At 35.4% G+C, this 23004-nt stretch carries 19 protein-coding genes; 10 read left to right on the top strand and 9 right to left on the bottom strand.

The window, feature by feature from the left end:
- Positions 1-24 precede the first annotated feature (24 nt).
- Positions 25-531, bottom strand: coding sequence for a hypothetical protein (locus GXZ72_07160; protein ID HHT19322.1), 507 nt, complete (start codon positions 529-531; stop codon positions 25-27).
- Between the two features lie 142 nt (positions 532-673).
- On the opposite strand from GXZ72_07160, the gene GXZ72_07155 reads away from it, so the two are divergent.
- The 4 genes from GXZ72_07155 to GXZ72_07140 are packed head-to-tail and all read left to right on the top strand — an operon-like array spanning position 674 to position 7094.
- Complete coding sequence (locus GXZ72_07155) at positions 674-1735, top strand: DNA double-strand break repair nuclease NurA (protein HHT19321.1); 1062 nt, start codon at positions 674-676, stop codon at positions 1733-1735.
- Positions 1728-3260 (top strand): ATP-binding protein, encoded by a 1533-nt coding sequence (locus GXZ72_07150; protein ID HHT19320.1) that lies wholly within the window; start codon positions 1728-1730, stop codon positions 3258-3260. The genes GXZ72_07155 and GXZ72_07150 overlap by 8 nt, the downstream gene beginning before the upstream one ends.
- Complete coding sequence (locus tag GXZ72_07145) at positions 3260-4405, top strand: DNA repair exonuclease (GenBank protein ID HHT19319.1); 1146 nt, start codon at positions 3260-3262, stop codon at positions 4403-4405. Before GXZ72_07150 ends, GXZ72_07145 begins: the two co-directional genes overlap by 1 nt.
- Entirely contained in the window at positions 4395-7094 is a 2700-nt protein-coding gene (locus GXZ72_07140; protein HHT19318.1) for an AAA family ATPase, read from the top strand. The genes GXZ72_07145 and GXZ72_07140 overlap by 11 nt, the downstream gene beginning before the upstream one ends.
- Positions 7095-7146: 52 nt before the next feature.
- Here GXZ72_07140 and GXZ72_07135 read toward each other — a convergent pair whose 3' ends face one another.
- From GXZ72_07135 to GXZ72_07125, 3 genes are all read right to left on the bottom strand, one after another.
- Entirely contained in the window at positions 7147-8541 is a 1395-nt protein-coding gene (locus tag GXZ72_07135) for an MFS transporter (protein HHT19317.1), read from the bottom strand.
- A gap of 72 nt (positions 8542-8613) precedes the next feature.
- Entirely contained in the window at positions 8614-10095 is a 1482-nt protein-coding gene (serB, locus tag GXZ72_07130; protein HHT19316.1) for a phosphoserine phosphatase SerB, read from the bottom strand.
- A 31-nt stretch (positions 10096-10126) separates the two neighbouring features.
- A complete protein-coding gene (locus tag GXZ72_07125; GenBank protein HHT19315.1) occupies positions 10127-10672 on the bottom strand; it encodes a TATA-box-binding protein in 546 nt (181 codons plus the stop codon).
- Between the two features lie 413 nt (positions 10673-11085).
- On the opposite strand from GXZ72_07125, the gene GXZ72_07120 reads away from it, so the two are divergent.
- From GXZ72_07120 to fen, 6 genes are all read left to right on the top strand, one after another.
- The gene (locus GXZ72_07120) at positions 11086-11490 is read left to right on the top strand and encodes a hypothetical protein (GenBank protein HHT19314.1); all 405 of its coding nucleotides are present in this window, start codon (positions 11086-11088) and stop codon (positions 11488-11490) included.
- Positions 11491-11540: 50 nt separating this feature from the next.
- Positions 11541-12089 (top strand): class IV adenylate cyclase, encoded by a 549-nt coding sequence (gene cyaB, locus GXZ72_07115; protein HHT19313.1) that lies wholly within the window; start codon positions 11541-11543, stop codon positions 12087-12089.
- A gap of 338 nt (positions 12090-12427) precedes the next feature.
- On the top strand, positions 12428-13603 hold the full coding sequence (aksA, locus tag GXZ72_07110) for a homoaconitate hydratase (GenBank protein HHT19312.1): 1176 nt from the start codon (positions 12428-12430) through the stop codon (positions 13601-13603).
- 98 nt (positions 13604-13701) lie between these two features.
- Positions 13702-14946, top strand: coding sequence for a 3-isopropylmalate dehydratase large subunit (locus tag GXZ72_07105; GenBank protein HHT19311.1), 1245 nt, complete (start codon positions 13702-13704; stop codon positions 14944-14946).
- Between the two features lie 2 nt (positions 14947-14948).
- Positions 14949-15482 (top strand): chorismate lyase, encoded by a 534-nt coding sequence (locus tag GXZ72_07100; protein ID HHT19310.1) that lies wholly within the window; start codon positions 14949-14951, stop codon positions 15480-15482.
- A 71-nt stretch (positions 15483-15553) separates the two neighbouring features.
- On the top strand, positions 15554-16540 hold the full coding sequence (gene fen, locus GXZ72_07095; protein ID HHT19309.1) for a flap endonuclease-1: 987 nt from the start codon (positions 15554-15556) through the stop codon (positions 16538-16540).
- On the opposite strand, the gene GXZ72_07090 is transcribed toward fen, so the two are convergent.
- From GXZ72_07090 to GXZ72_07070, 5 genes are all read right to left on the bottom strand, one after another.
- Positions 16537-17145 carry a DUF2119 domain-containing protein gene (locus GXZ72_07090; GenBank protein HHT19308.1) on the bottom strand — a complete coding sequence of 203 codons (609 nt, stop codon included), beginning with the start codon at positions 17143-17145 and terminating at the stop codon, positions 16537-16539. The two genes, fen and GXZ72_07090, sit on opposite strands and share 4 nt — an antisense overlap.
- Before the next feature lie 147 nt (positions 17146-17292).
- The gene (locus tag GXZ72_07085) at positions 17293-17466 is read right to left on the bottom strand and encodes a hypothetical protein (protein HHT19307.1); all 174 of its coding nucleotides are present in this window, start codon (positions 17464-17466) and stop codon (positions 17293-17295) included.
- Positions 17467-17690: 224 nt separating this feature from the next.
- Positions 17691-18944 (bottom strand): adenosylhomocysteinase, encoded by a 1254-nt coding sequence (locus GXZ72_07080; protein HHT19306.1) that lies wholly within the window; start codon positions 18942-18944, stop codon positions 17691-17693.
- A 224-nt stretch (positions 18945-19168) separates the two neighbouring features.
- Positions 19169-21364, bottom strand: coding sequence for a CDC48 family AAA ATPase (locus GXZ72_07075; protein HHT19305.1), 2196 nt, complete (start codon positions 21362-21364; stop codon positions 19169-19171).
- A gap of 256 nt (positions 21365-21620) precedes the next feature.
- Positions 21621-22925 (bottom strand): prephenate dehydrogenase, encoded by a 1305-nt coding sequence (locus tag GXZ72_07070; protein HHT19304.1) that lies wholly within the window; start codon positions 22923-22925, stop codon positions 21621-21623.
- Between the last annotated feature and the right edge of the window lie 79 nt (positions 22926-23004).

The following is a 23004-nucleotide window of genomic DNA, read 5'->3' as shown; positions in this document are numbered from 1 at the left end:
TTTTGTGGAATTTGAGGTAGTTATTTAGGGTGTGAACTTGTAGTACTCCCCATCAGAGAGTTGGATCTTCTTTAAAATTTGTTTATTCTCCAGTGAGGTTATTAGATTATACATTCTGATGCTGCTTAGCATCAACTCACCATAGAGGAGGTTACCTTCCAGTAAAGTACGGGAAAGATAACCCTCATCATCCACTAGTTTTCTGATTATTTCCAGGGACTGTTGTTCAGTGTCCGACAATTGATTTTTTACTTCCAAATCCCCATTATCACTTTTTTCTACCCTATCACCAACATTTACGTCCTCTTCAACTTTTTGATCTATTTCGTGTTCTTTTCTAATAAGAAGGATACCATCTTGTCGGGAAATGTAATCTTCTTTTTCCAAAAAAACTAAAACTGGATCAATATCTTCTTCAGGAAGGTCCAGATCAATTTTAAGGATGTTGTAGGGAACTCCATTAGGGTATTCTGTTTGAAAGAATTTAATGCCATTTAAAACCCTTTTTTGTAGATGTGTGAGATTTGTCATAGTTATACGTTTTAGCTTGGCCATATTAATAAATAAAGTTTTAAATTAAGATGATTAAAATATATTATTTAGTTAAGATTTCTAGTGCTTATTTATCCTGAAAACTTATTTAATAATATTTACATTAATTTTGGAGGATCACATGCTTGATTCACTTTATGAAAAGGCTTTAAAAAAGAGAAAACTTGTAAAACATAAATTAGACCAAATGGGATATTTCGAAGTAGACGCTTCCCATGATTGGGTTAAATATCACATAGGGGAAAGCTCTTTAAATACCAATATCGCTGCTGGTGATGGTAGTATAAATAAACGCAAGTTTTTGCCATTTATATTCTATGCCATAGGCGCAGAATGCATATTGAACACAGATAATGGCCTTAAACGGATTGAAAGTTCTGAAATTGATATTATAGCCCATCACAAATACGTGGAAGATCGTTTGAGAAGTTATATGGGTATATTTGAAATAAAAAATGCCCTGAGAATGTTTGATAAACACGAAGTTGACTTATTCCTATTCGATGGATCAATCTTAGGGAACCTTATACGACCGTTCCCCATTGAAAAAGAAGTTAAAGAACAAGTTAAAGAAAACATAAGAGGAAAATATTTAACCCTCCTTGAAGAAGAATTAAAGAATTCTAATGTGGAAATAACATCTACTAAATTTTATGAAAAAATTTCCAATGAATTTGAGGACAGCACTGAAGCAATGATATACTTGGAAAACTTAGAAAATATCTTGGTTATCAGCAAATTGATGAAAGAAAATAGGAAAATAGTGGCTATCTCCAAAACATCTTCCAGTACGGAATATTTTAATTCAAAAATACCAGACATGGCTATATTTGATATGTGCAGTAAAAAACAAGGATATTCCAAACCCCGATATTCTGATGTTTCAAAGGTTAAAAGAGATTTTCCTGTTAAAAATAACTTTCTTAAGAGTTTAGAATTTACTATTTTTTACGCTAGATTAGAAGATCATAAAAACATTTTGAAGTTTGAATTACCGTATCATGCAACAGAGGAAGATATAAAAAAACTGTTGAAACAGGTCAAGAAGATCAGTGCAGAAGGATATCCCTTACTATTAAAAAAGGCCCATAATGATGTTGTTATACGTAAAAATGATCTGGAAAACCTTTCTAATATAATTGGATTTCAAGAGAAGAGTGGGAGGGAAATGTTAAATGAGTAAAGTAATTGGAAGATGTGTTGGCGAAACATCCTTGGTTAGCGTCAGTTTCATCTCAAAAGAAATGCCTAGAGTTGGAGAATATGTTTCCCTGAAATATGATGGAAAAAATGTTTTGGGAATGATCGAATCTCTGGTAAGGGGTAGTGTTTCCATTAATGATCAAATATACGACCCACTTACAATTGAAAAAATCAAAGCAATTGAAGGTGATGACCATTACGTTAAAGGGACTGTTAAGATATTGGGTGATATCGACGACGAACTTCGTATTCCACGAACACCAGTGCCTCCAGGGACCGAGATAATGGTTGCTGATTCAAAGATATTGAAGAAAATATTCAATGTAGGCAAGTATGGTTTGAAGCTTGGGAATCTCATAACTCAAGAGGATGTTACTGTAGAAGTTGATATAAACAAAATGGTGTCAAGACACTTGGCAGTTCTGGCTATGACTGGTGCAGGTAAATCAAATACCGTTTCGGTTATTGTAGATGGCCTTTTAAATGTTAATGGTAGTGTTTTGATATTTGACATGCACTCGGAATATGTTAACACCGATTTCGGGAAAGATAGGGTCAAAGTTCTGAAACCACAAATCAACCCCCTTTACTTGTCATTTTCTGAAATCAAAAAATTATCAAACATCCCTTCCAATGCCTATGTTCAGGAAAGATATTTCCTAAAAGCATTTAAATTGGCACGTAAAAGTATTATTCAAGGTTCTACGATGGGTAAAAACTTTATTGCAGTGATACAGAGTAAATTAGAAGGTTGGTTAAAAGAAGCAGAAGATCCCGAATCTAAGTCCCCTTATTCTTCAGATAAAAAATCTATTGCAGATATTTTAAACAAGTTGGACCATATGCAGGATAAATACGGGAATATATTAAGTTTAGAAGCAAAAGATGCCATTGATAATCTTGAAGTTGGAAAAGCAAATATTCTAGATTTGGGTTCTGTGGATGAATTTGCATCTGATGTTGTTGTTAGTCACATTCTTCGGAATGTTTTACGCAGCAGAAAAGAGTTTTTGAGAAGTGGTGATGGGCTTGAATTTCCAATTTTTTTGGTACTAGAAGAAGCACATATTCTCGCACCCCAAAACAGGAAAACTGAGTCAAAAATATGGATTAGTAGAATAGCCCGAGAGGGACGGAAGTTTTCAGTAGGCTTATGTTTGGTTAGTCAAAGTCCCAAATCATTAGACTCTGATGCCCTTTCACAAGCAAACAATATGATAATTCTACGTCTAGTGGAGCCAACAGACCAAAATCATGTTCAACGTGCCAGTGAAAGCTTAAGTGATGATTTGATCACACAATTACCTTCTCTGAATATAGGTGAAGCCATTTTATTGGGTTTAATGACCAGAATACCCACCCTAGTTAGAATCAATGAATTTAAGGGCAAAATTTCTGGAGGAGACCTTAATATTGTTGATGAATGGTCAAAATCGCATGAAAACTATATCAAAACCTTAGACCAACAAAAAAAGGAGTATGAAGACCTTGGAGGAGATTATTAATGCAGTTTGCCCATTTAGCAGACACTCATATGGGTTATCGTCAGTATGGACTTGTTGAACGGGAAAATGATTTTTTTCAAGTATTTGAACAAGCCATTGATGAGATTATTAATGAAAGACCAGATTTTGTTATTCACTCCGGAGATCTATTTGAATACTCAAGACCGCCCACCCGAGCATTATTAACAGCACAAAAAGGTATTCTAAGATTAAAAGAGGCAAACATTCCGATTTATGCCATAGCCGGGAATCATGATGTTGTCATGCGTAAAAATGCTCTTCCCCCCCAAACTTTATATAAAAATTTTGGTTTGAAACTTATAAGTCCAAAAAAACCTTTTTACATAGAAAAAAATGTTTTTATAGGCGGAGCACCCTATGCATCTAAATATCATTCGAAACAATTAATTGAAAGACTTGAAAACATAACAAAATCATCACTGAACTATAAAAAAAGAATTTTAGTTCTTCATCAAGGTATTGACCGTTATATCCCTTATGAATATGAAATTAAAATTGGTGACGTTCCTCAAAGTTTTAATTACTGTGCTTTTGGCCATATTCATGAGAGAGTGATCGACGATTTTGGAGAGGGAAAACTAGCATACCCGGGTTCCACAGAAATTTGGCGTTCAAATGAACTTGAAGGATATAAAAAGAAAGGTAAAGGATTTTATTTAGTTGATCTTAGTACTGAAATGCCTGAAATTGAAAATATTGACCTTGAACTTCCCAGAAAATTCATAAAAGAAATAATACCTTACATTAAACTCCAAGAAGAGTTATTTCGAATTAATCAATATATTCATACCCTTGATAAGAAACCAATACTCATGGTAACAGTGGAAGGAGGAAATTTCAGTCGTTCTGAGGTTTATGAAACCTTAAATCGTTCTTTATCAGATTTGTGCCTTGCAATAAGATCTAATTACAAACCAACTACAATGAACGGTGAAGATCATATTTTTGAGAAATCAAATGAAGTATTGGATATTAAACGTGTGATTGAATACAATCTAAAGGATTTTGACAATACAAAAATTAATGAACTTGCAATAGGTCTTTTGAAAGAACTTTCCGATGGTGATCTTAAAACTGCCGAAAATAGGGCTCAAAACTTTTATGAGGAGTTATATGATCATTGAAAAAATCCATATGGAAAACTTCAAATCCCATAAGAATACTCAAATCGAATTTGGCACAGGAATTTCTCTAATAATAGGGGGAAATGGTGCGGGTAAGTCCAGCATCCTTGAAGCAGTGAGTTTCGCACTTTTTAAACAGCACACCAGTAAAAGAATTGACCAACTGATCACAATTGGTAAAAAAAGGATGTCAGTTGAAATCCAGTTTAATGCCAATGGCCGAACCTACCGAGTTTTAAGAGAGCGCACAAAAACGTCATCCAAAGCTATTATGAGTATTCAAGAACAAGGTAGATTTCAACCATTAGTTTCCGGTGATAAACAAGTTTCAACAGAGATTCAAAATATTTTAGAGATGGATGGAGATCTGTTCCTTAATGCAGTGTATGTGCGCCAAGGAGAAATAGCGGATCTCATAGAAAAAACATCTTCAGAAAAAAAACAAATGATTGGAAGATTATTAGGTATTGATTCTCTGGAAAAAGCTTGGAAAAATATGAAAATTTTATTAGATAAATATAATGAAAATAAATTAAGATTAGATGGTAAATTAGAATCTTTTAATGAATTAAAGGAAGAATTAAGCTCTAAAAAAGAACAAAAAACCAAATTTAACACCAAAATCAAGAAACTTAACCATGAAATAGAAGAAAAAATTATTGATTCCAATATGCTTAAAGAGAAGAAAGAAATCCTTGATAAAAGGTATTTCCAATATGAAAAAAGTACAACCCTTTTAAATTCCCAAAAACATTTCCTTTCACAACTTGAAAAAACAAAAAATGACTTAAATACACAATTAAACGAAATAGAAAATAAAGAAGAAGAAATTAATAAAATAAAACCAAAATTAAGTAAATTAAAAGTTTTACAGAGTTTACAAGAGAAGAATAAAGAATTAATCAATGTAAATAAAGAGAAAAACAAATTGATAAAAATTTTAGATGACATAGAAAAATTTAAAAAAATATTAAATGACAACGAACAATTTTACAATGATTATTCCCTTCTAAACAGTGCCATCCATGATTTACAGTATGCTAAGGAACAATTTGAGGGAAGCAGAGTACTCTTTCAACAATATTCAGCAAGAAAATCTGAAACCACAACAAAAATCAACCAATCCACTGAAAAGACAAAAAATATCCTCGAAAAATATAATTCAATATTAAATCAGAGTTTTAACTCCATTGAAGAATTTGAAACATATTTATCAAAGTTTAAACCCAAATTGGAGATAAAAATTCAAGAAACAACAGAGACTATCCAGAAAATGCAAAGAGAATTATCCAATATACAAGTAAAAAATCGAGAACTTAAAAAACCAATACTAGAGTTAAAAAAAGTAAAAAATCTTTGCCCCATCTGTAAATCAACTATAACTCCTGATAAAAGAAATGAATTAATAAATGATTATCAATCCGATATTGAAGTTAATCTTTTAAGATCAAACGAATTAAAGCAAAAATTAATAGAAATAAAAGCTGAAAAAGAAAACTTGGACGTGCAACATTCTAAAATTCAAAAAATAAATCTTGATGTTCTAAAAGAACACCAAAAATCTGTAGAAGAATATAATAAAGAGATGGAAAAAATTAATTCAAACCTTGAGGAACTTAAAGAAAATATAATTCTCCTAGAAGGTATTGAAAAAGACATTGAACATAAAAAATCCCAAATAGACTCAATAAAAGGAAATTACGAGATATATATAGGTGCAAAAGGCTCTATAGAATCTTTAGGAAATATTAAAAAACATTCATCAAATTTAGATGAACTAAACACATCTGTTAGAGACTTAAGAAAGGAAATAAGTGCCCTGATGGAACTTGCTGGAGATAGTGTGGAAAATCTCCCAGAAGAAATAGCATATCTTGAAGGAATGAATCAAAAATACCAGCGTTTGCTGGGGGAAGTCAGCCAGAAAGAGGCGTTACTTCAGAAAAATGATGAAAATCAAAATGACATCCAAAAAACCACCACAGAAATAAATAAATTGAACAAAAAAATTGAAGAGTTGAAATACAATAAAAAATCACATAAAAAGGTTGAAAATGAATGGAACTTGAAAAAAGAAGAATTAAATGATCTTAAAGGAAAAAAACAATCATTTTTAGGTCAGATAAAACAATTATCAGCTTCTGTGGAAGAGTTGGGAGGAAAGATTAGATCATATGAAAAATATGAAAAAGAGTTATTAAACCTTAAAGATTTTTTAAAGCTTTTAAGTCTGATTAGAGACATTTATGGCAAAGATGGTGCTCAGAAAGAATTGAGAAACATCTCCAGACCATTAATTGAAGAAAAAACTCGGGATTTATTTGAAAGATTTAATTTTGAATACAGTGACATAAAACTAGATGATGATTATGATGTAACTATTTACGGACCGACTGGTAAAAGCAGCCTAGATATGATAAGTGGTGGTGAAAAAATCGCAGTAGCACTTGCTTTAAGGTTAGGAATCACCCAAGTACTTTCTGGAGGGAGTTTGGAATTAATTATGTTGGATGAACCCACTATTCACCTTGATGCCTATCGTCGGCAGGAATTGATTGATTTACTCAAGAAAATGTCCATAATACCCCAAATGATAATTGTTACTCATGATACAGATCTGGAAGATGCTGCAGATAACATTCTAAGGATTGAAAAAGAAGAGGGTAATTCTTTTATAATTGAATCATGAGTTTTCATGGACTTTTTCAACAAATTTGATATTATTGTCTATTTTTTTCTGGCTAACCCTTATTATTTCCCCTGTACCATGATACAAAGACCCCTACAAAGCACAGTATGGTGAATACCACAAAGCAAAGCTGTATACTATTTAACAATTCAGGGTACTGGTTTGGAGTTATCTGCACCCTTCCAATGAATAATGCAAAGACAAGAGTGGCTATTCCAATGCTCATGGTCTGTCCTATGAGTCTCATGGTACTCACAGTGGCTGAAGCCACTCCATAGAATTTACGTTCCACTGAACCCATAATCACATTGGTGTTAGGTGAGGAAAAAAGTCCAAATCCGAATCCTAAAACCATCAATCCAATAATAATATCAGTGAGGGGTGTGTTTACATTTAAGAAGGTTAATGTAAACAGGGCAATGGTAACAGTGGCCATCCCAGCAGTGGCAATGATTCTAGCATCAAATCGATCTGACATCCTGCCAGCAACTGGGGCAGTTACAGCCATCAGTATGGGTTGGAAAACTAGTATTAATCCTGCAGTATGTGGTTCGAATCCTTTAATGTACTGAAGATAATAACTTAACAAAAGAGAAACTGCAAATGTAGCGCTGTAATTAATAAGAGCAGCCATACTTGAAAAAGTAAATGCGGTATTTTTAAATAGTCGGATATTGAAAACAGGATTTTTAATGCGGAGTTCCCATTTAATGAATGCTAAAAAGCCAATAACTCCCATTATTAACATAATCGAGCCATCAATTTTTGGCAGACTTGAAAATCCGTACATTACCAAAAAAAGCATGAGACTGTAAATTACAGAACCTATAAAGTCGAATTTTTCTCCTCTGGAAGCAGCCCATTCATCATGGAGCTTCCAAAATACAATGCCTACCACCAAGAACCCAAAAGGTAACATAAATAAGAATAAACTCCTCCAACCAAAATACTGGGTCATTAGTCCACTAATCACAGGCCCTAAAGAGAGTCCAACATAAACTGCTGCAACATTAATTCCTATGGCCTTTCCCCTGTGTTGTGGTGGATACACTGCGGTGATTATGGCCAATCCAGTGACAAAGATCATTGCTGACCCAATTCCCTGCATGACCCTGGAAGCTATAAGAATGAATGGTGAAGGTGCTAATGCACAAAAAAGTGATGCCACTGTGAATATAATAATTCCATAAGTGAAAATCTTTTTCATCCCATGTATATCCGCCAATCGGCCGAATGGAACTGCAAAGATGGCTGCTGCCAGAAGAAATCCATTGGTAATCCAATTCAAAACAATAGCATCTGCCCCAAAATCCAATCCTATGGTAGGCAGCGCAATATTAACTGATGTTCCCATAAATGGTGTGAAAAAAGAGGCTATGGTCGCCACTAAAAGTGCAGCTATTTTAACATCGTTATTAACTTTAAAAGAATTATCAGCGGAGTTCATTCATTCACCAATTAAAGATTTCAAAATAAATAAGAAAAAATAAAAAAGGGAGGAATAGGCCAATTTTGGCCATTAAACAATATTGTGTTTCTGTAATAGCATTAACTCTTCGGTAGAAACCTTTTTACCTTCTCTGAATTTTCGGTAAATCTCTTCTGCTTTTTCTTTTTCTTCAGAGTTTTTCTTACGCACAATTTCGTCTTCAATACTTCGTTCTTTGGCTTTAACCCGATCCATGCCCTTGTTAGCTTTTCTAATCTTACCAAATGTGGCTTTAACTTCTTCATGAACCTTATTGGCTTTTTCTTTAGTTTTGATATAGTTTTGGTGGGCTTCATCTGCCTGGCTACGGATATCATCGATCTTGCGGAAGTACTCTAACATTTTCTCATGAGTCTCCTGTGCCTGGTCAGACAACTCCACCACTTTAGCATGGTGAGTTTCAGAAACTTCTTTAAGTTTCAAGGCTTCACTCCTGCTTTCTTCATCTTCTTGCATACCTTGAAGTTTTTTACGAAGGTCTGTGACTTTTTTAACAAGTTCATTCTCTTTCCGAATATCTAATACTCTGGTTTCAATTGTTTTTTCCAGACGTTTTATCTCGTCTTCAACTTGAACAGCTTCCCTTCTTCCAGACGTCCATTCCATCTTCTTATATGCCTGATGTGCTTCATCACGAAGTTTTTTATATTTTTTAACTTCCTTGTTTACTTGGTCACGTTCGTCCCTATATTTGAGGGCATTGTCCAAGTTTCCCCTAATTTGAGCGTTGAAATCATCCCTTATCTGGCGTAATTTTTTGGCCTCATCATTTAACTGGTCTCTTTCAGCAGTTAGCGCTTTAAGGGTCTTTTCTAGGTTCTTTTTCTTAGACAAAAGATCGGTGAAGCTTTCTTCCTTTTCATGTTCTTTTTCCTTTGAAGAATTTGGATCATCGAATATTTCCAGTAACTCTTTTAAATCTTTCTTCTCAACGATTACATCTGCCATTTCTTTTAGTATGGGTTTGGCATTGAAAGCAATTCCTAAGTTTGCTTCTTCTAACATTGAAATATCATTGGCACCATCTCCAACCGCAGCACATTCTTCGGCTGAAATATTTTCTAATGCCATAATCTCGTTAAGAACATCTTTTTTGGATCCGCGTACAAGGGGCCCTGTGACTTTTCCGGTTAGAACACCATCTTTTTCTGAAAGTGAGTTAGAATATGTGTAGTCCAAATCCAGTTCATCCTTCATGCGCTGGGCAATAACATCAAAACTACCAGTTATGGTGGCTATTTTATATCCTCTCTTCTTTAACTGGCTAACACTTTCTTTTGCCCCTTTCATCAGAGGGATTTCCATCATTACCTTGTTGATTTCTTCAACTGATGCTCCTTTCAAGAGTGCAACCCTTTCTTTTAGGGCTGTTTCAAAATCTAGGTCTCCTTCCATGGCTTTGCTGGTTATTTTGGAAATTTCTTCCTCTACACCTGTTACTTTAGCCATTTCGTCTATGACTTCACCGTCAATTAAGACGTTATCAAGATCAAATGCGATAAGTTTAATCAAAAGATCACCAAATATATTTAAAAAGATAGAATTATAATAAATCTAATTCAGCTAATCTTTCTTTAGTTTTTTCAACACCAAGTTGAGCGTCTGCGATAGTTTTTGCACCAGTACATACTACTTTTCCAGATCCGAATAGCAATAGTACTACTTTTGGTTCACCCAATCGATAAACCAAACCAGGAAATTGTTCTGGTTCGTATTCAGTGTTTTCTAGATCCAATGCCACTGCCTCTAAGTTAAGAGTTTTTTCAAGATTGGCAGAAGCTACAATGTTCTGGACTTTCATTTCGTATTCGTGAGGTATCTCAGGGTCTAATGCGCGCATCTTATCCACAGCAATATGGATAGCCCTTTTAGAGTCTTCAATTGATTTTGCACCGGTGCACACAAGTTTACCCGATCCAAAGATAAGTGCAGCTGTTTTAGGTTCTTTAATTTTGTAAACTAATCCTGGAAATTGTTCAAGGTTATATTCTACACCTTCCAATGCTGGGGCTACTTGTGGAAGGTCTAAATCTTTCCCAATCGTTGCGGAAGTCACTATGTTCTCCACTTTGATTTCAGTTTTTGTCATCTAATATCCTCCCATGGTTTTCCAATTAACCATGTACTCTTTATATCTTTTATAAAAGGCTTTATATATACTATATAAACGACCGTGAATTGGACATAAAAATAGTGAGTTTTATACTACCAATTTTTTATAAAAAGACTAATTTATCTAACTTTTCCCTAACTTTGTTCTTTGCTATATATATTAGTTTCCTGATATTCATTCCATGATGGCGCCATGAAAAGATCGAATCTGAGGTGGAAAGTGCACCCCTTAACAAAATATGTAGGCAGTTAATGATTTGTTAATCTTCTAGATCAAATTGTAATTAAATTTATTTTTACTTAAAACAATTTAATAATACATCAATAATGCACAATTAATATTTAATAACCATGAGTTAATATGAATAAGACATAACAACAGGTGAAACCATGTTTGGTCCAAAAATTTACCAACAACAATTGGATGAACTGGAAATTGACGGGATGGAAATCGATGTTTCAAACATTCAAAAGGCAATGGAAACGATGAATGAGTTGGAAGAGTTGGAAAACGTTTTAAAAAAAATTAGACATAACATCCGAACCGATATTCGAAGTATTAGAAAAGAGTATATACAAATTTTAAATGAATTAAATCTCTCTCCAGAAGAAAGTCGTAAATTATCTGCTCGAAAAGTTCAAAAAAGAATCAAAAAAAAGAAAGAAATAATAAAAAAGCGAAATACTAAAATCAAATCATATGAACTCATTGAAAACATGGTTGATAATTATTTAACCCAAATATCTGATGCTCAAATTTACATAAAAAATTCAATAGAAAGACGAGTCGGGTAAAAAACCGTTTTATCTGTGTAACCCCCTCAAAAAATGATTTAGGAGTTTTTATGATAGAAGTTGAAGTGAAGGCTCATGCCACAAACCTTGATGATATTGAAGAAAAAGTAATTGAAATTGGTGCTTCAAGGGTGAAAGAAGAATATCAGGAGGATCTGTATTTTAATGCACCTCACAGAGATTTTGCGCAAACTGATGAAGCTCTCAGAATAAGAAAAACTAAAAGTGAAAATTCTGAAGAAACATACATCACATACAAAGGACCAAAAATGGATAAAATTAGTAAAACAAGGAAAGAAATTGAAGTTGCAGTAGAAGATCCGTCAAATATGGCAGAAATTCTTGAAAATCTCAGTTTCCGTGCAGTGGCAATGGTTCGTAAGAACCGAACTATTTACACTTTAGGTGAATTAATTATAACCCTTGATCAAGTTCATGGAGTAGGTGATTTTGTGGAGATCGAAAAAGAAACACTTGAAGGTGAAGACACCAAAAAAGCGCTTAAAGAGATATTTAGCACATATTCCAAAATAGGAATTGAAAGTGGCTTTGAAAGAAGTTCATACTTGGAATTGATGGGGATTCACCGAAAAAAATGAGAATTTTAAAAAAGAAAACTTTAATTATCCTATAACTTCTTCTATATCTTTATTGTCGCTATTTTTTCCAAAAATCCATTATTTGATTTAATATTTACAGTAAAAATGGTTTTTCACCGGCAACCGGAATTAGCCTACCGATAAATTGGAAATGTAAAACGAAAAATACATTTATATCTAAATAATATCCAAGATAGTTCAATAAACTATCATCTAAAATTAATAATTGTTTTCAAGGATTATCCTTTTAAAATCTTCATAAATCAAGTTTAATCAGCTTGAATGCATCAAAATTGTTAAATTTCAATTTTATCAAAAAAAAAACAGGTGGTAATATTTTGAAACATTTTGTAAGCCCATATAATCAATCTATTGATCTGAAATTTCCTGAAAAGATCACTGTATACGACACCACACTCAGAGACGGCGAACAAACACCCGGAGTCTGTCTTCAAACTCCTGAAAAGCTAAAAATAGCCCGAAAATTAGATGAATTAGGGTTACATCAAATAGAAGCAGGTTTCCCCGTTGTTTCAAAAGAAGAGAATCGTTCCGTAAAAGCAATCGTAAGAGAAAATTTAGATGCAGAAATCCTGGTTTTATCTCGTACAAAAAAAGAAGACATTGACATGGCTTTAGACTGTGATGTGGATGGTATTATCACGTTTTTAGGCACTTCATCACTCCATCTCAAACATAAATTAAAATTCAGCCAGGAAGACGCTTTAAATATTTGCATGAGTTCCATTGAACATGCAAAGGATCACGATTTATTTGTGGCTTTTTCTGCAGAAGATGCGACTCGTACTGATCTAGACTTTTTGAAGAAAATATACAACCGTGCAGAACTCTACGGAGCTGATCGGGTGCATATTGCAGACACAGTAGGAGCAATAAGTCCCCAGGGAATGGATTACTTAGTTACCGAATTAAAAAATGAAATAAATATTGAAATTGCACTACACTGCCATAATGACTTTGGAATGGCACTATCTAATTGTATTTCTGGTTTACTTGCTGGTGCCACAGCAATTTCAACAACAGTAAATGGGATAGGGGAAAGGGCTGGTAATACATCTCTAGAGGAGTTAGTGATGACTCTGCTTCTAATCTATGGAGTTGATCTAGAATTTAACATTAAAAAATTCTATGAACTTTCCCAACTAGTAGAAGAGCTTACCAATATGAAAGTGCCTGATAACAAGCCAATTGTGGGTAGAAATGTGTTCAGACACGAATCAGGCATACATGTAGATGCAGTGTTGGAAGAACCCTTAACATATGAACCTTTTGTACCGGAACTCATCGGCCATCAAAGACAAATAGTTTTGGGGAAACATTCAGGATGCAGGGCAGTTAGAGCCAAGTTAGGTGAATATGGAATTGATGTTTCCCGTGATGAACTATGTAAAATTGTTGAAATGGTAAAAGAAAAACGTGAAAAGGGAAAATACATCAATGACGAACTTTTCAACGATATCGTGCGCTCTGTTAGAGGGCCGTTTAATTTTTAAATTTAAAAATAAAAAAATTATGTTTAGCAAATCAAATCCCCATGGACTGTGTTAAATAATAATTAATCCATTAATTAATATTGTAATGGTGCATATCAATGAATATTACTGAAAAAATACTAGCAAAAGCTTCTGGAGTAAAAGAAGTTCAGCCAGGAGAGATTATCGAAGCCAGGGTAGATCTGGCCATGTCCCATGATGGTACCTCAACCCCGACCATCAATACTTTCAATAAGATCTCCCGAGAAGTATGGGATCCAGATAAAATTATCATTGTATTCGATCATAATGTACCAGCAAATATTATTGGCTCAGCAGAATTTCAAAGGATTACTCGTGATTTTGCGAAAAAACATGGGATCAGAAATATTTTCACCCACGGAGAAGGCATATGTCATCAAGTACTTCCGGAAGAAGGATTTGTTAAGCCAGGTACTGTTATAGTAGGTGCAGATTCCCATACATGCACATACGGCGCTTTTGGAACTTTTGCCACAGGTATGGGCGCTACCGACATGGCAATGGTTTTTGCAACTGGAAAAACATGGTTCATGGTCCCTGAAGCATTTAAAATCGAAGTTGAAGGAGTTCTGAGAGATTATGTAACAGCTAAGGACCTTATTCTCCATATTATAGGCAACATAGGATCTTATGGTGCTACTTACAAGACTTTAGAATTTACAGGAAACACGATACAAGATATGGATGTTTCAAGTCGAATGACCATTTGCAACATGGCAGTGGAATCCGGGGCAAAAAACGGCATAATGGAAACTAATCATGCCACTATACAATATTTAAATAAACGTAATGTTCGCAACTATCAAACATTCACCTCAGACAAGGATTCAGAATATGAAGAATTTTATCATTTCCAAGTGGATGATCTCCAACCTCAAATAGCGTGTCCTCACAATGTGGATAACGTTTATCCTGTTTCCCGCGTTTCTGGAAAAACCATTGACCAAGCCTTTATTGGTTCATGCACTAATGGAAGATTGGAAGATCTGCGCCAAGCTGCTCGTACGTTAAATAAATCAAAAGTTCATCCAGATGTAAGACTCATCGTGTCACCTGCCTCTCGACGTGTCTACCAAGAGGCAATAAATGAAGGAATCATAGATACATTCCTCGATGCTGGGGCAATAATTATCAATCCCGGGTGTGGACCTTGTTTAGGAGCCCATATGGGTGTTTTAACTTCAGGAGAGGTGTGCGTGTCCACCACCAATCGAAACTTTGTGGGTCGAATGGGAGACCCCCAATCAGAAGTGTATCTGGCTAATCCTGCAGTTGTGGCTTATTCTGCCATTCACGGTGAAATAAGAGACCCCAGTGAATAAAAATGGACCCTAAAATTTTTGAAGGAATAAAAGATATTGAAAAAAAGTTAGGAAACCTTTCAAGTGCTCAGAAGATACTTTTAGCCACCGACGGCTCTGTAACCACCATCTTAGACGTGCTTAAAGGTCATGTGAATATTAGAACCCTGACACAAGAATTCAGGGAAGCTGATAAGGAAACTGCATCTTTATTGGAGATCAATGAAGGAGACACCATTAATTATAGAGTAGTGGTTATAGAAGGAAAAGAACCTCTGATATATGCCATCTCCCTAATACCCTTGGACAGATTAAACAATAATTTTAAAGAAGATCTTATCCAGGCAGATATTCCTATTGGCCGCATACTTCGCAAACATAATATTGAGTCCCGACGAGAGATAAAATCGGTTTCAATAGATGAATCGAGCCCTGAAATGGCTGAAATCTTCAAATCAGATAGTCCAATGCTCACCAGGACTTATAATATAATACACAAAAACCAGATTCTAATATGGTTAATGGAAACATTTCCCCACAGTTTGTTTCAAGATTAAAATATGATGTTTTTATTCGGACATGTTCAATAAATAAAATGGGAAAATAAGTTAAAAGGCGGCACATATTCATGGGTGTGAAATTTAAAGACATTATATCTCCAGAAGAGATAAAATTTGACGATCTAGATGGTAAAGTAGTGGCTATTGATGCGGCTAATGTTATTTATCAGTTTCTTTCCAGCATCCGCCAGTATGATGGCACCCCACTCAAAGACCAAAATGGAAGAATAACCTCTCATTTTAGTGGAATTCTCTATCGAACCTCTTCACTTATAGAAAAAGGAATAAAACCAGTATATGTTTTTGATGGAAAATCAAGTGCACTTAAAAAAGAAACTCAAGAAAAACGGAAGGAGATTAAAGAAGAATCTGAAAAAAAATGGAAAGAAGCCCTTGAAGATGGTAGAGTTGAAGATGCACGCAAATTTGCAGTTAGATCATCCCGAATGTCCCCTGAAATAGTTGAAGGATCAAAAAAACTTATCGAACTCATGGGAATTCCCTACATTCAAGCCAAAGGTGAAGGTGAAGCTCAAGCGTCACATATGGTGTCTCTTGGTGATGCTTGGTGTGTTGTCTCACAGGATTATGATTGCATGCTCTTCGGAGCTCCTAGAATGGTGAAAAACCTCACAATCAGCGGTAGTCAGAACAAACCTGAGCTCATTGAATTGGAAAAAGTCCTAAAAAACCTTAATATAACTCGTGAGCAACTCGTGGACATGGCAATAATGGTGGGTACGGATTTTAACCAGGGCATTAAAGGCATTGGGGCTAAAAAGGGTCTTAAACTCATCAAAAAATACGGCGATATATATCATATATTAGATAGTTTGAATATCCAGTTAGATGTGGATGCCCAGATTCTACGCGAAATGTTCCTAAACCATGAGGTTGATTCAAACTATCAATTGAAATGGGAAAAAGCAGATAAACAAGGTATTATTGATTTTCTCTGTGGTGAACATGATTTTTCAGAAGATCGAGTGCTTAATGCTGTTGATAAACTGAAAAAACTAGAAATTACCCAGAGTAGTTTGGAACAGTGGTTTTAAAAAGGAGGATATTTTCCAAAAAATTCTTTGGCATACTTAATTGCTGTTTGGAGTTGCTTGGGATATGATGCTTTTATGGCATTTTCAAGTTCTTCACGCGTTCTAGAAGCTGCAAAAATACGTAATACATCTAAATAAACATTTAAACTTTCTTGAGTTGGATTACATGGCATTTCCAAGGTAATACAAACATCTTCTTTTCTGAAAATATTTGTCCGGATTGAAGGAGATGCAGATCCAACCAAAACACCTTTTTCAAGTTCAATAAGTGGAGGAACCCCTTTTTCGCTCATTCGATTGGTGGATGTGAGTTTTGGAAAATTTTTTTTATTATAACAGTGGGCTTCAACATAAAATGTAGGTTTATAATATTTGATAAGAGAAAGAACTTCTTTCCCCACTTCAGACTGATAATAACCAGGGTCAAGGGTGCTTAAGTAGGGACTTTCATCACAATTGTGGATTACGAGTTTACCATAAGATACATCCTCATCTTTAATTTGTTTAAGGGCTTTGATGGTGCTTAAACCTTCTTTTCCATGTACTCCCCCAATGAAAAGCCTGTTAACTCCTTTTCCCTTATCAATTATCTTTAAGTAAGCCACGAAAACCACCTTATATAGAAACATTCAAATTTTTGATTTGTTTTTAATCAACATGTTTATAGGGATTGGATTCACATCAAACCATTAACGCCAATGGCATCTCTAAGATAAATAGGCAATTGTTGAGATCAGAAAATACAGAAGGGATCAAGGAAGATGTGTAGCCGATCGAAAACACCTTTTTCTATTTACAAGTTCAGGAACTCCTAAAAGATCATTTTGATCATTAGAATGAGTTTGTCCTTCCGTTTCAGGATGATTACATTGTATTTCAAGGTATATTGTCGGATTATAATTCTGGATGAGTTCAATTGCTTTCATGCCTACAATTGACAAGTTATATGATGATCCAGTGTGCTAATATTGGTGAATGAGAGTTAAATTACATTAAACCAATTCCTTCCTCTACATCCATGTTTTCAATGGCTTTGAATGAATAAATGTCTTTAAATCTCGATTATTATGCAAACCACTAATGAACAGCTGGATAAGATTTTATCTCATTTTATGCTCTTAAAATATCCACTTCCATTGAAAAACCCTTATCAGGTCCCTTCTTCCCATCCTTCCAGATATTCTTTCTGTCGCTCAGTTAGATCATCAATTTCAATACCCATTGCTTCTAGTTTCAGTCGAGCTACATACATATCTGCTTCATCAGGGGTTTTGTGAACTCCTACTTCCATCTGAGTTTCTATTAGTTGTTGGGCAGATAATGCTTGCATTGCAAAACTTAAATCCATTATCTCAGCCGGATGTCCCTGTCCTCTTTCACCTGCGAGGTTAACCAATCTTCCCTCAGCTAGAAGGTATACTTTCCTGCCATCGGCTAATACAAATTCTTCAATATCTGGTTTCACTTTTTTCTGACTTGTTGCCATCTGATCCAAGTCTTCCCGATTAATTTCTACGTTGAAATGACCGGAATTGGCCATTATGCAGCCATCCTTCATTACTTTGTAGTCATCCCCAGAAACAATATCAATATTGCCAGTAGCTGTTATCAAAATATCAGCATGTTTAACAGCCTCTCTAACCGTCATAACCCTGAAACCATCCATGCGCGCTTCTAATGCTCTGATTGGATCTATTTCGGTGACTATAACATTGGCACCCAAGCCATTGGCACGCATTGATATTCCTCTGCCACACCATCCATAACCACACACCACTACTGTTTTACCTGCAATCAGGATGTTGGTAGAACCCATTATGGAGTCAAATGTTGATTGTCCTGTGCCATAACGATTATCAAAAAGATATTTAGTGTATGCATCATTAACTGCTATCACCGGAAATTTAAGAGCACCATCAGCATGCATGGATTTTAAACGATGAATTCCAGTAGTGGTTTCCTCACATGCACCTTTTATATTTTCTAAAACGTCTTTACGGTCTTTGTGGAGTAGAAATATCATGTCTGCCCCGTCATCTATGATTATGTCCGGTTTATGATCCAAGACCATGTTGATGGTCTGATAGTATTCTTCGTTGGTTTGCTCTCTCCAACCGTACATGTTAAGGCCTAAACTGGCCCCAGCCGCAGTAGCATCATCTTGTGTTGAAAGAGGGTTGCAACCAGTCATTGCCACTTCTGCCCCTCCTGCTTGAAGTGTTAAGCCCAAATTAATTGTTTTAGGCTCCAAGTGTAGGCAAGATCCAATGGTGATTCCTTCAAAGGGTTTTTCTTTCTTGAAACGTTTTTTTATGGTTTCCAGAACGGGCATGTGTTTTTGGACCCATTCAATCTTTTTTACACCCTGAGGGGCTAATTTTATGTCTTTTACTTTATAAGGCATTTTATCACATACAACAATATATAAATCGGATATGAAAGTGTAGGATTATAATTAGTTAATCTTATTTAATTATATTTTTCTTTTTTAAAGAAGAAAGAAAAATTTTGAAAAAATGATACTTAATGTAGCAAGTAAAATAAAAAAAAAGGAGAAAATTCCATAAAAATAGGAATCTTCTCCTAAGGGTTTCTAGCATATAGGGGATTTATTTGTGATCTTTTTTTTTAGTGATACTGTACCATGTTTACTTGTTCTTCTGTTTTGACTTTTTTCATTGCTTTTTTAAATTGTTCCATCTTCACATTTTCAGCTTGGATGTCATTTCTCAGAGTTAACATAACTGCTTCCCGGCAAACTGCTTCAATATCTGCGCCCACATATTTGTCGGTGTTTTTTGCTAAGTAATCAAGATCTACATCATCTGCCAGTGGCATGTTTTTTGTGTGTACTTTGAAGATTTCTAGCCTGGCGTTTTCATCAGGATCGTCTACCTTAACATGACGGTCAAAACGGCCCGGCCTTAGAAGTGCTGGATCCATTATGTCTACCCTGTTGGTGGCGGCAATTACTGCCACATCTTGCAGTTCTTCTAATCCGTCTATTTCTGTTAAAAGTTGGTTGACAACTCTTTGGGTGACACCTGAGTCAGTGCTACCTCCGGCCCTGGTGGATGCTATGGAATCGATTTCATCAAAGAAAATTACAGTGGGAGCTGTCTGCCTTGCTTTGCGGAAAACTTCTCTCACACCTTTTTCTGATTCGCCTACCCACTTAGAAAGTAGTTCAGGTCCTTTAACTGCTATGAAATTGGCTTTGCTTTCATTAGCCACTGCCTTTGCAAGTAATGTTTTACCTGTACCTGGAGGTCCGTATATTAAAACACCACGTGGTGGAGTGACTCCGAACTTATCGAAGCTTTCTGGATATTTAAGAGGCCATTCTACTGCCTCTATTAATTCTTGTTTGGCGTTTTCTAAGCCCCCTATATCATCCCATTTGACATTGGGAACTTGAACTAAGACTTCACGGAGTGCTGATGGTTGGATTTCTTTCAATGCTTCTTTAAAGTCGGATTTATTGATGATCATTTTTTTGAGGGTTTCTTTAGGTATCTCCTCATCAGATTTAATATCCGGAAGTACTCTACGAAGTACTCTCATGGCAGCTTCTTTACATAGCATTTCGAGATCTGCGCCTACAAAACCATGGGTTGTGTCGGCGATTTCATTCAGATCCACTTTCTCATCCAGGGGCATTCCCCTTGTATGTATTTCAAGAACTTCCAAACGGCCATCTTTGTCTGGTACTCCAATTTCTATTTCTCGGTCAAATCTTCCGGGTCGCCGTATAGCCGGATCCAATGCATCTGGCCTGTTAGTGGCGCCAATGACTACCACTTGCCCCCTTGTTTTAAGACCATCCATGAGTGTTAATAGTTGTGCTACAACGCGTCTTTCTGTTTCACCAGATACTTCCTCCCGTTTTGGTGCTATGGCATCAATTTCGTCTATGAACACTATGGATGGGGCGTTTTCTTCCGCTTCTTCGAAGAATTCCCTTAGTCTTTCTTCTGATCCACCAACATATTTGCTCATTATTTCTGGGCCCTGAATTGCGATGAAATGGGCTTCACTTTCATTGGCCACTGCCTTTGCAAGTAATGTTTTACCTGTACCTGGAGGTCCATGCATTAATACTCCTTTTGGTGGTGATATTCCCAGTCTTTCGAATAGTTCAGGCCGTTTTAAAGGTATTTCCACCATTTCTCGGACTTTTTTTACCTCTTCCTTAAGGCCACCTATGTCTTCGTAGGTCACATCAACCAAGGTTTTGACACCTTCCAGTTTTGATACGTCAACTGGATCTGTTTGAATTTCGACGTCGGTTATTTCGGTGACTTTGACAACTCCTGCTGGTTTGGTGGCTACAACTGCCAATTTTAATTCTCCCATTGGACTTACATCTGTCATGGTGTCTCGGAAAAATTCATCGAATAAGCTTCCTCGCATGGCAGTTTGTTGTTGTCTTATCCCAGTTACAATTATGTCTCCTTTAGACAAGACCCTTCCCTGGAAAGCTCTTTTTACATCACCCCGAATCATGACCCTCTGGTCTACTGGAGCCATTACGACTTTTTGCGCTTCTTTGACTTGGGCTTTTCGTACTATAACTTCCTCTCCCAAGGATGTTCCTGCATTTTTTCTGATATATCCATCAATTCTTATGATTTCTAACCCAATGTCTGATTGGGACGAGGCCACTGTAGTAGCAGTGAGTTTCTTACCTTCTATTTCGATCATATCGCCATCTACGAGATCAAGCTTTTCCATACAAGATGGGTCTATTCTGGCAATTGATCGGCCGACGTCAGACTGTGAAAACGCTTCTGCGACTTTTAATTTCATATCTTCGGTTTTAATAATTATTCCCCCTATATATTGTTTTATATATTAAATTAATGTAATTATTGGATTAAAAAACAAATATATAACATTCTTATATTTAGTTAATTTAGGTTACTTTAAGATTGTATGTTTTAGTATATAAATGTTACTATAATATTAATGATATGAAATACTAATCAAAAAAAATTAATAATTTACATTCAAACCAATTAATAAATAGTTAAAATCAGATCTTCGATTATGCTAATTGAATTTAAAAAAAATATAGGATTTATCTAATTTTACCGCCTAATCCAACTAATAATTCCTCAACTTTCTTTCTTGAACTTGGATAAATCACTTGATAATTAAAAGTCAAACTTTTAAATCCTTTTGGAATTTGTTCACCCTGATAAACATCTTTAATTTCCACTTTAACCACATCTTCCAATGTATTAATTGTGTGAGATATTATTTCTGGTTGGGAACTATCCGGAAAAATAACAGAAATATCAAATGATTTTAACGGAAAATTAATTTTTTTCCAATCGATTATTTCTTCTGAATTTAAAACCTCAATATTGGAAAGTTTTAATGTAATTTTCTTATTGTTCTCTCTTAAAGTTACAAAATCAGGATTCAATGATTCTAAAACTCCAATGTGAATTTTTCCAGAGTACATGTGACGTAAGCCAACTTCCTTTCCAATAGAATTTTTTAAATTGCTTACTTCAACACTTAACGCGGATATTGCCTTGTCAGATCTGCCCAGAGCAGCTTCGAGATCATCTAGGTGTTTAGCTGCCGAACTCATGGCTTTTACGAATCCATCTTGGTTTTTGTGGTCAACCATTGATTTGAGATCATGAAATGTTTCCATGAATGCATCATGTACCTCAGGTATGTATCGATTCTGAGTCTGGATGGAATAGCATAGATATGGATTTTGAGCAACAATCCTGGCTATCATATCTAACATCAAACTATATATGGGACTTGCAAAATTTCGCGATTGTTTAACATCAATTTTCATCCTTTCAATAGCACTAGCAACTGAAATGTAGGCAAAATGAGTTAATCCCTGTACAATACTCATCATACGGTCATGATCCTCCGGTGTGGTCACCAAAACCCGTGCTTGCTCTGTTTCCAAAAAATCAACCACTTTCTGATACCATTGACCATGGTTTTTCGGAGTTAAAACAACAACTTGGCCATCCAGTGACCTGACTCTGGGCCCAAACATGGGGTGGGTGGGCAGTACTTCCACACCCTCTGGAGCATGTTCGTACATAACTTTGGCAGGCAATTCCTTTACAGAAGTCACATCAAGTAATAAACAACCTTTGCGTATGTGAGGGGCTATTTCTTTGATAGTTTGAGGAGTTACATCTATAGGTACTGCTAAAATAACTACATCAGAATCAGAAGAAGCTTTAATGTTATCAGATGTGTATGAAACCCCAATTTTACTGGCAATGGCTTCACCCATAATGGAATTACGTCCAGTTATGATAACTTTGTATCCTTTTTTTTTAAGAAAATTAGCTATCCACTTTCCCAGTCCACGGGTTCCACCAATAACCGCTACTTGCATAAGGTTATCTATAGCAGGAGAAGGATATATTATTTATCCCTCATCCGAAAACACTAATCTTGATGTAATATGCATCCTA

The organism is Methanobacterium sp. (genome assembly GCA_012838205.1).
Classification (GTDB): Archaea; Methanobacteriota; Methanobacteria; order Methanobacteriales; family Methanobacteriaceae; genus Methanobacterium.
Note: the sequence above shows the minus strand (reverse complement) of the source record. Positions and strands in the feature narration are given on the sequence as shown.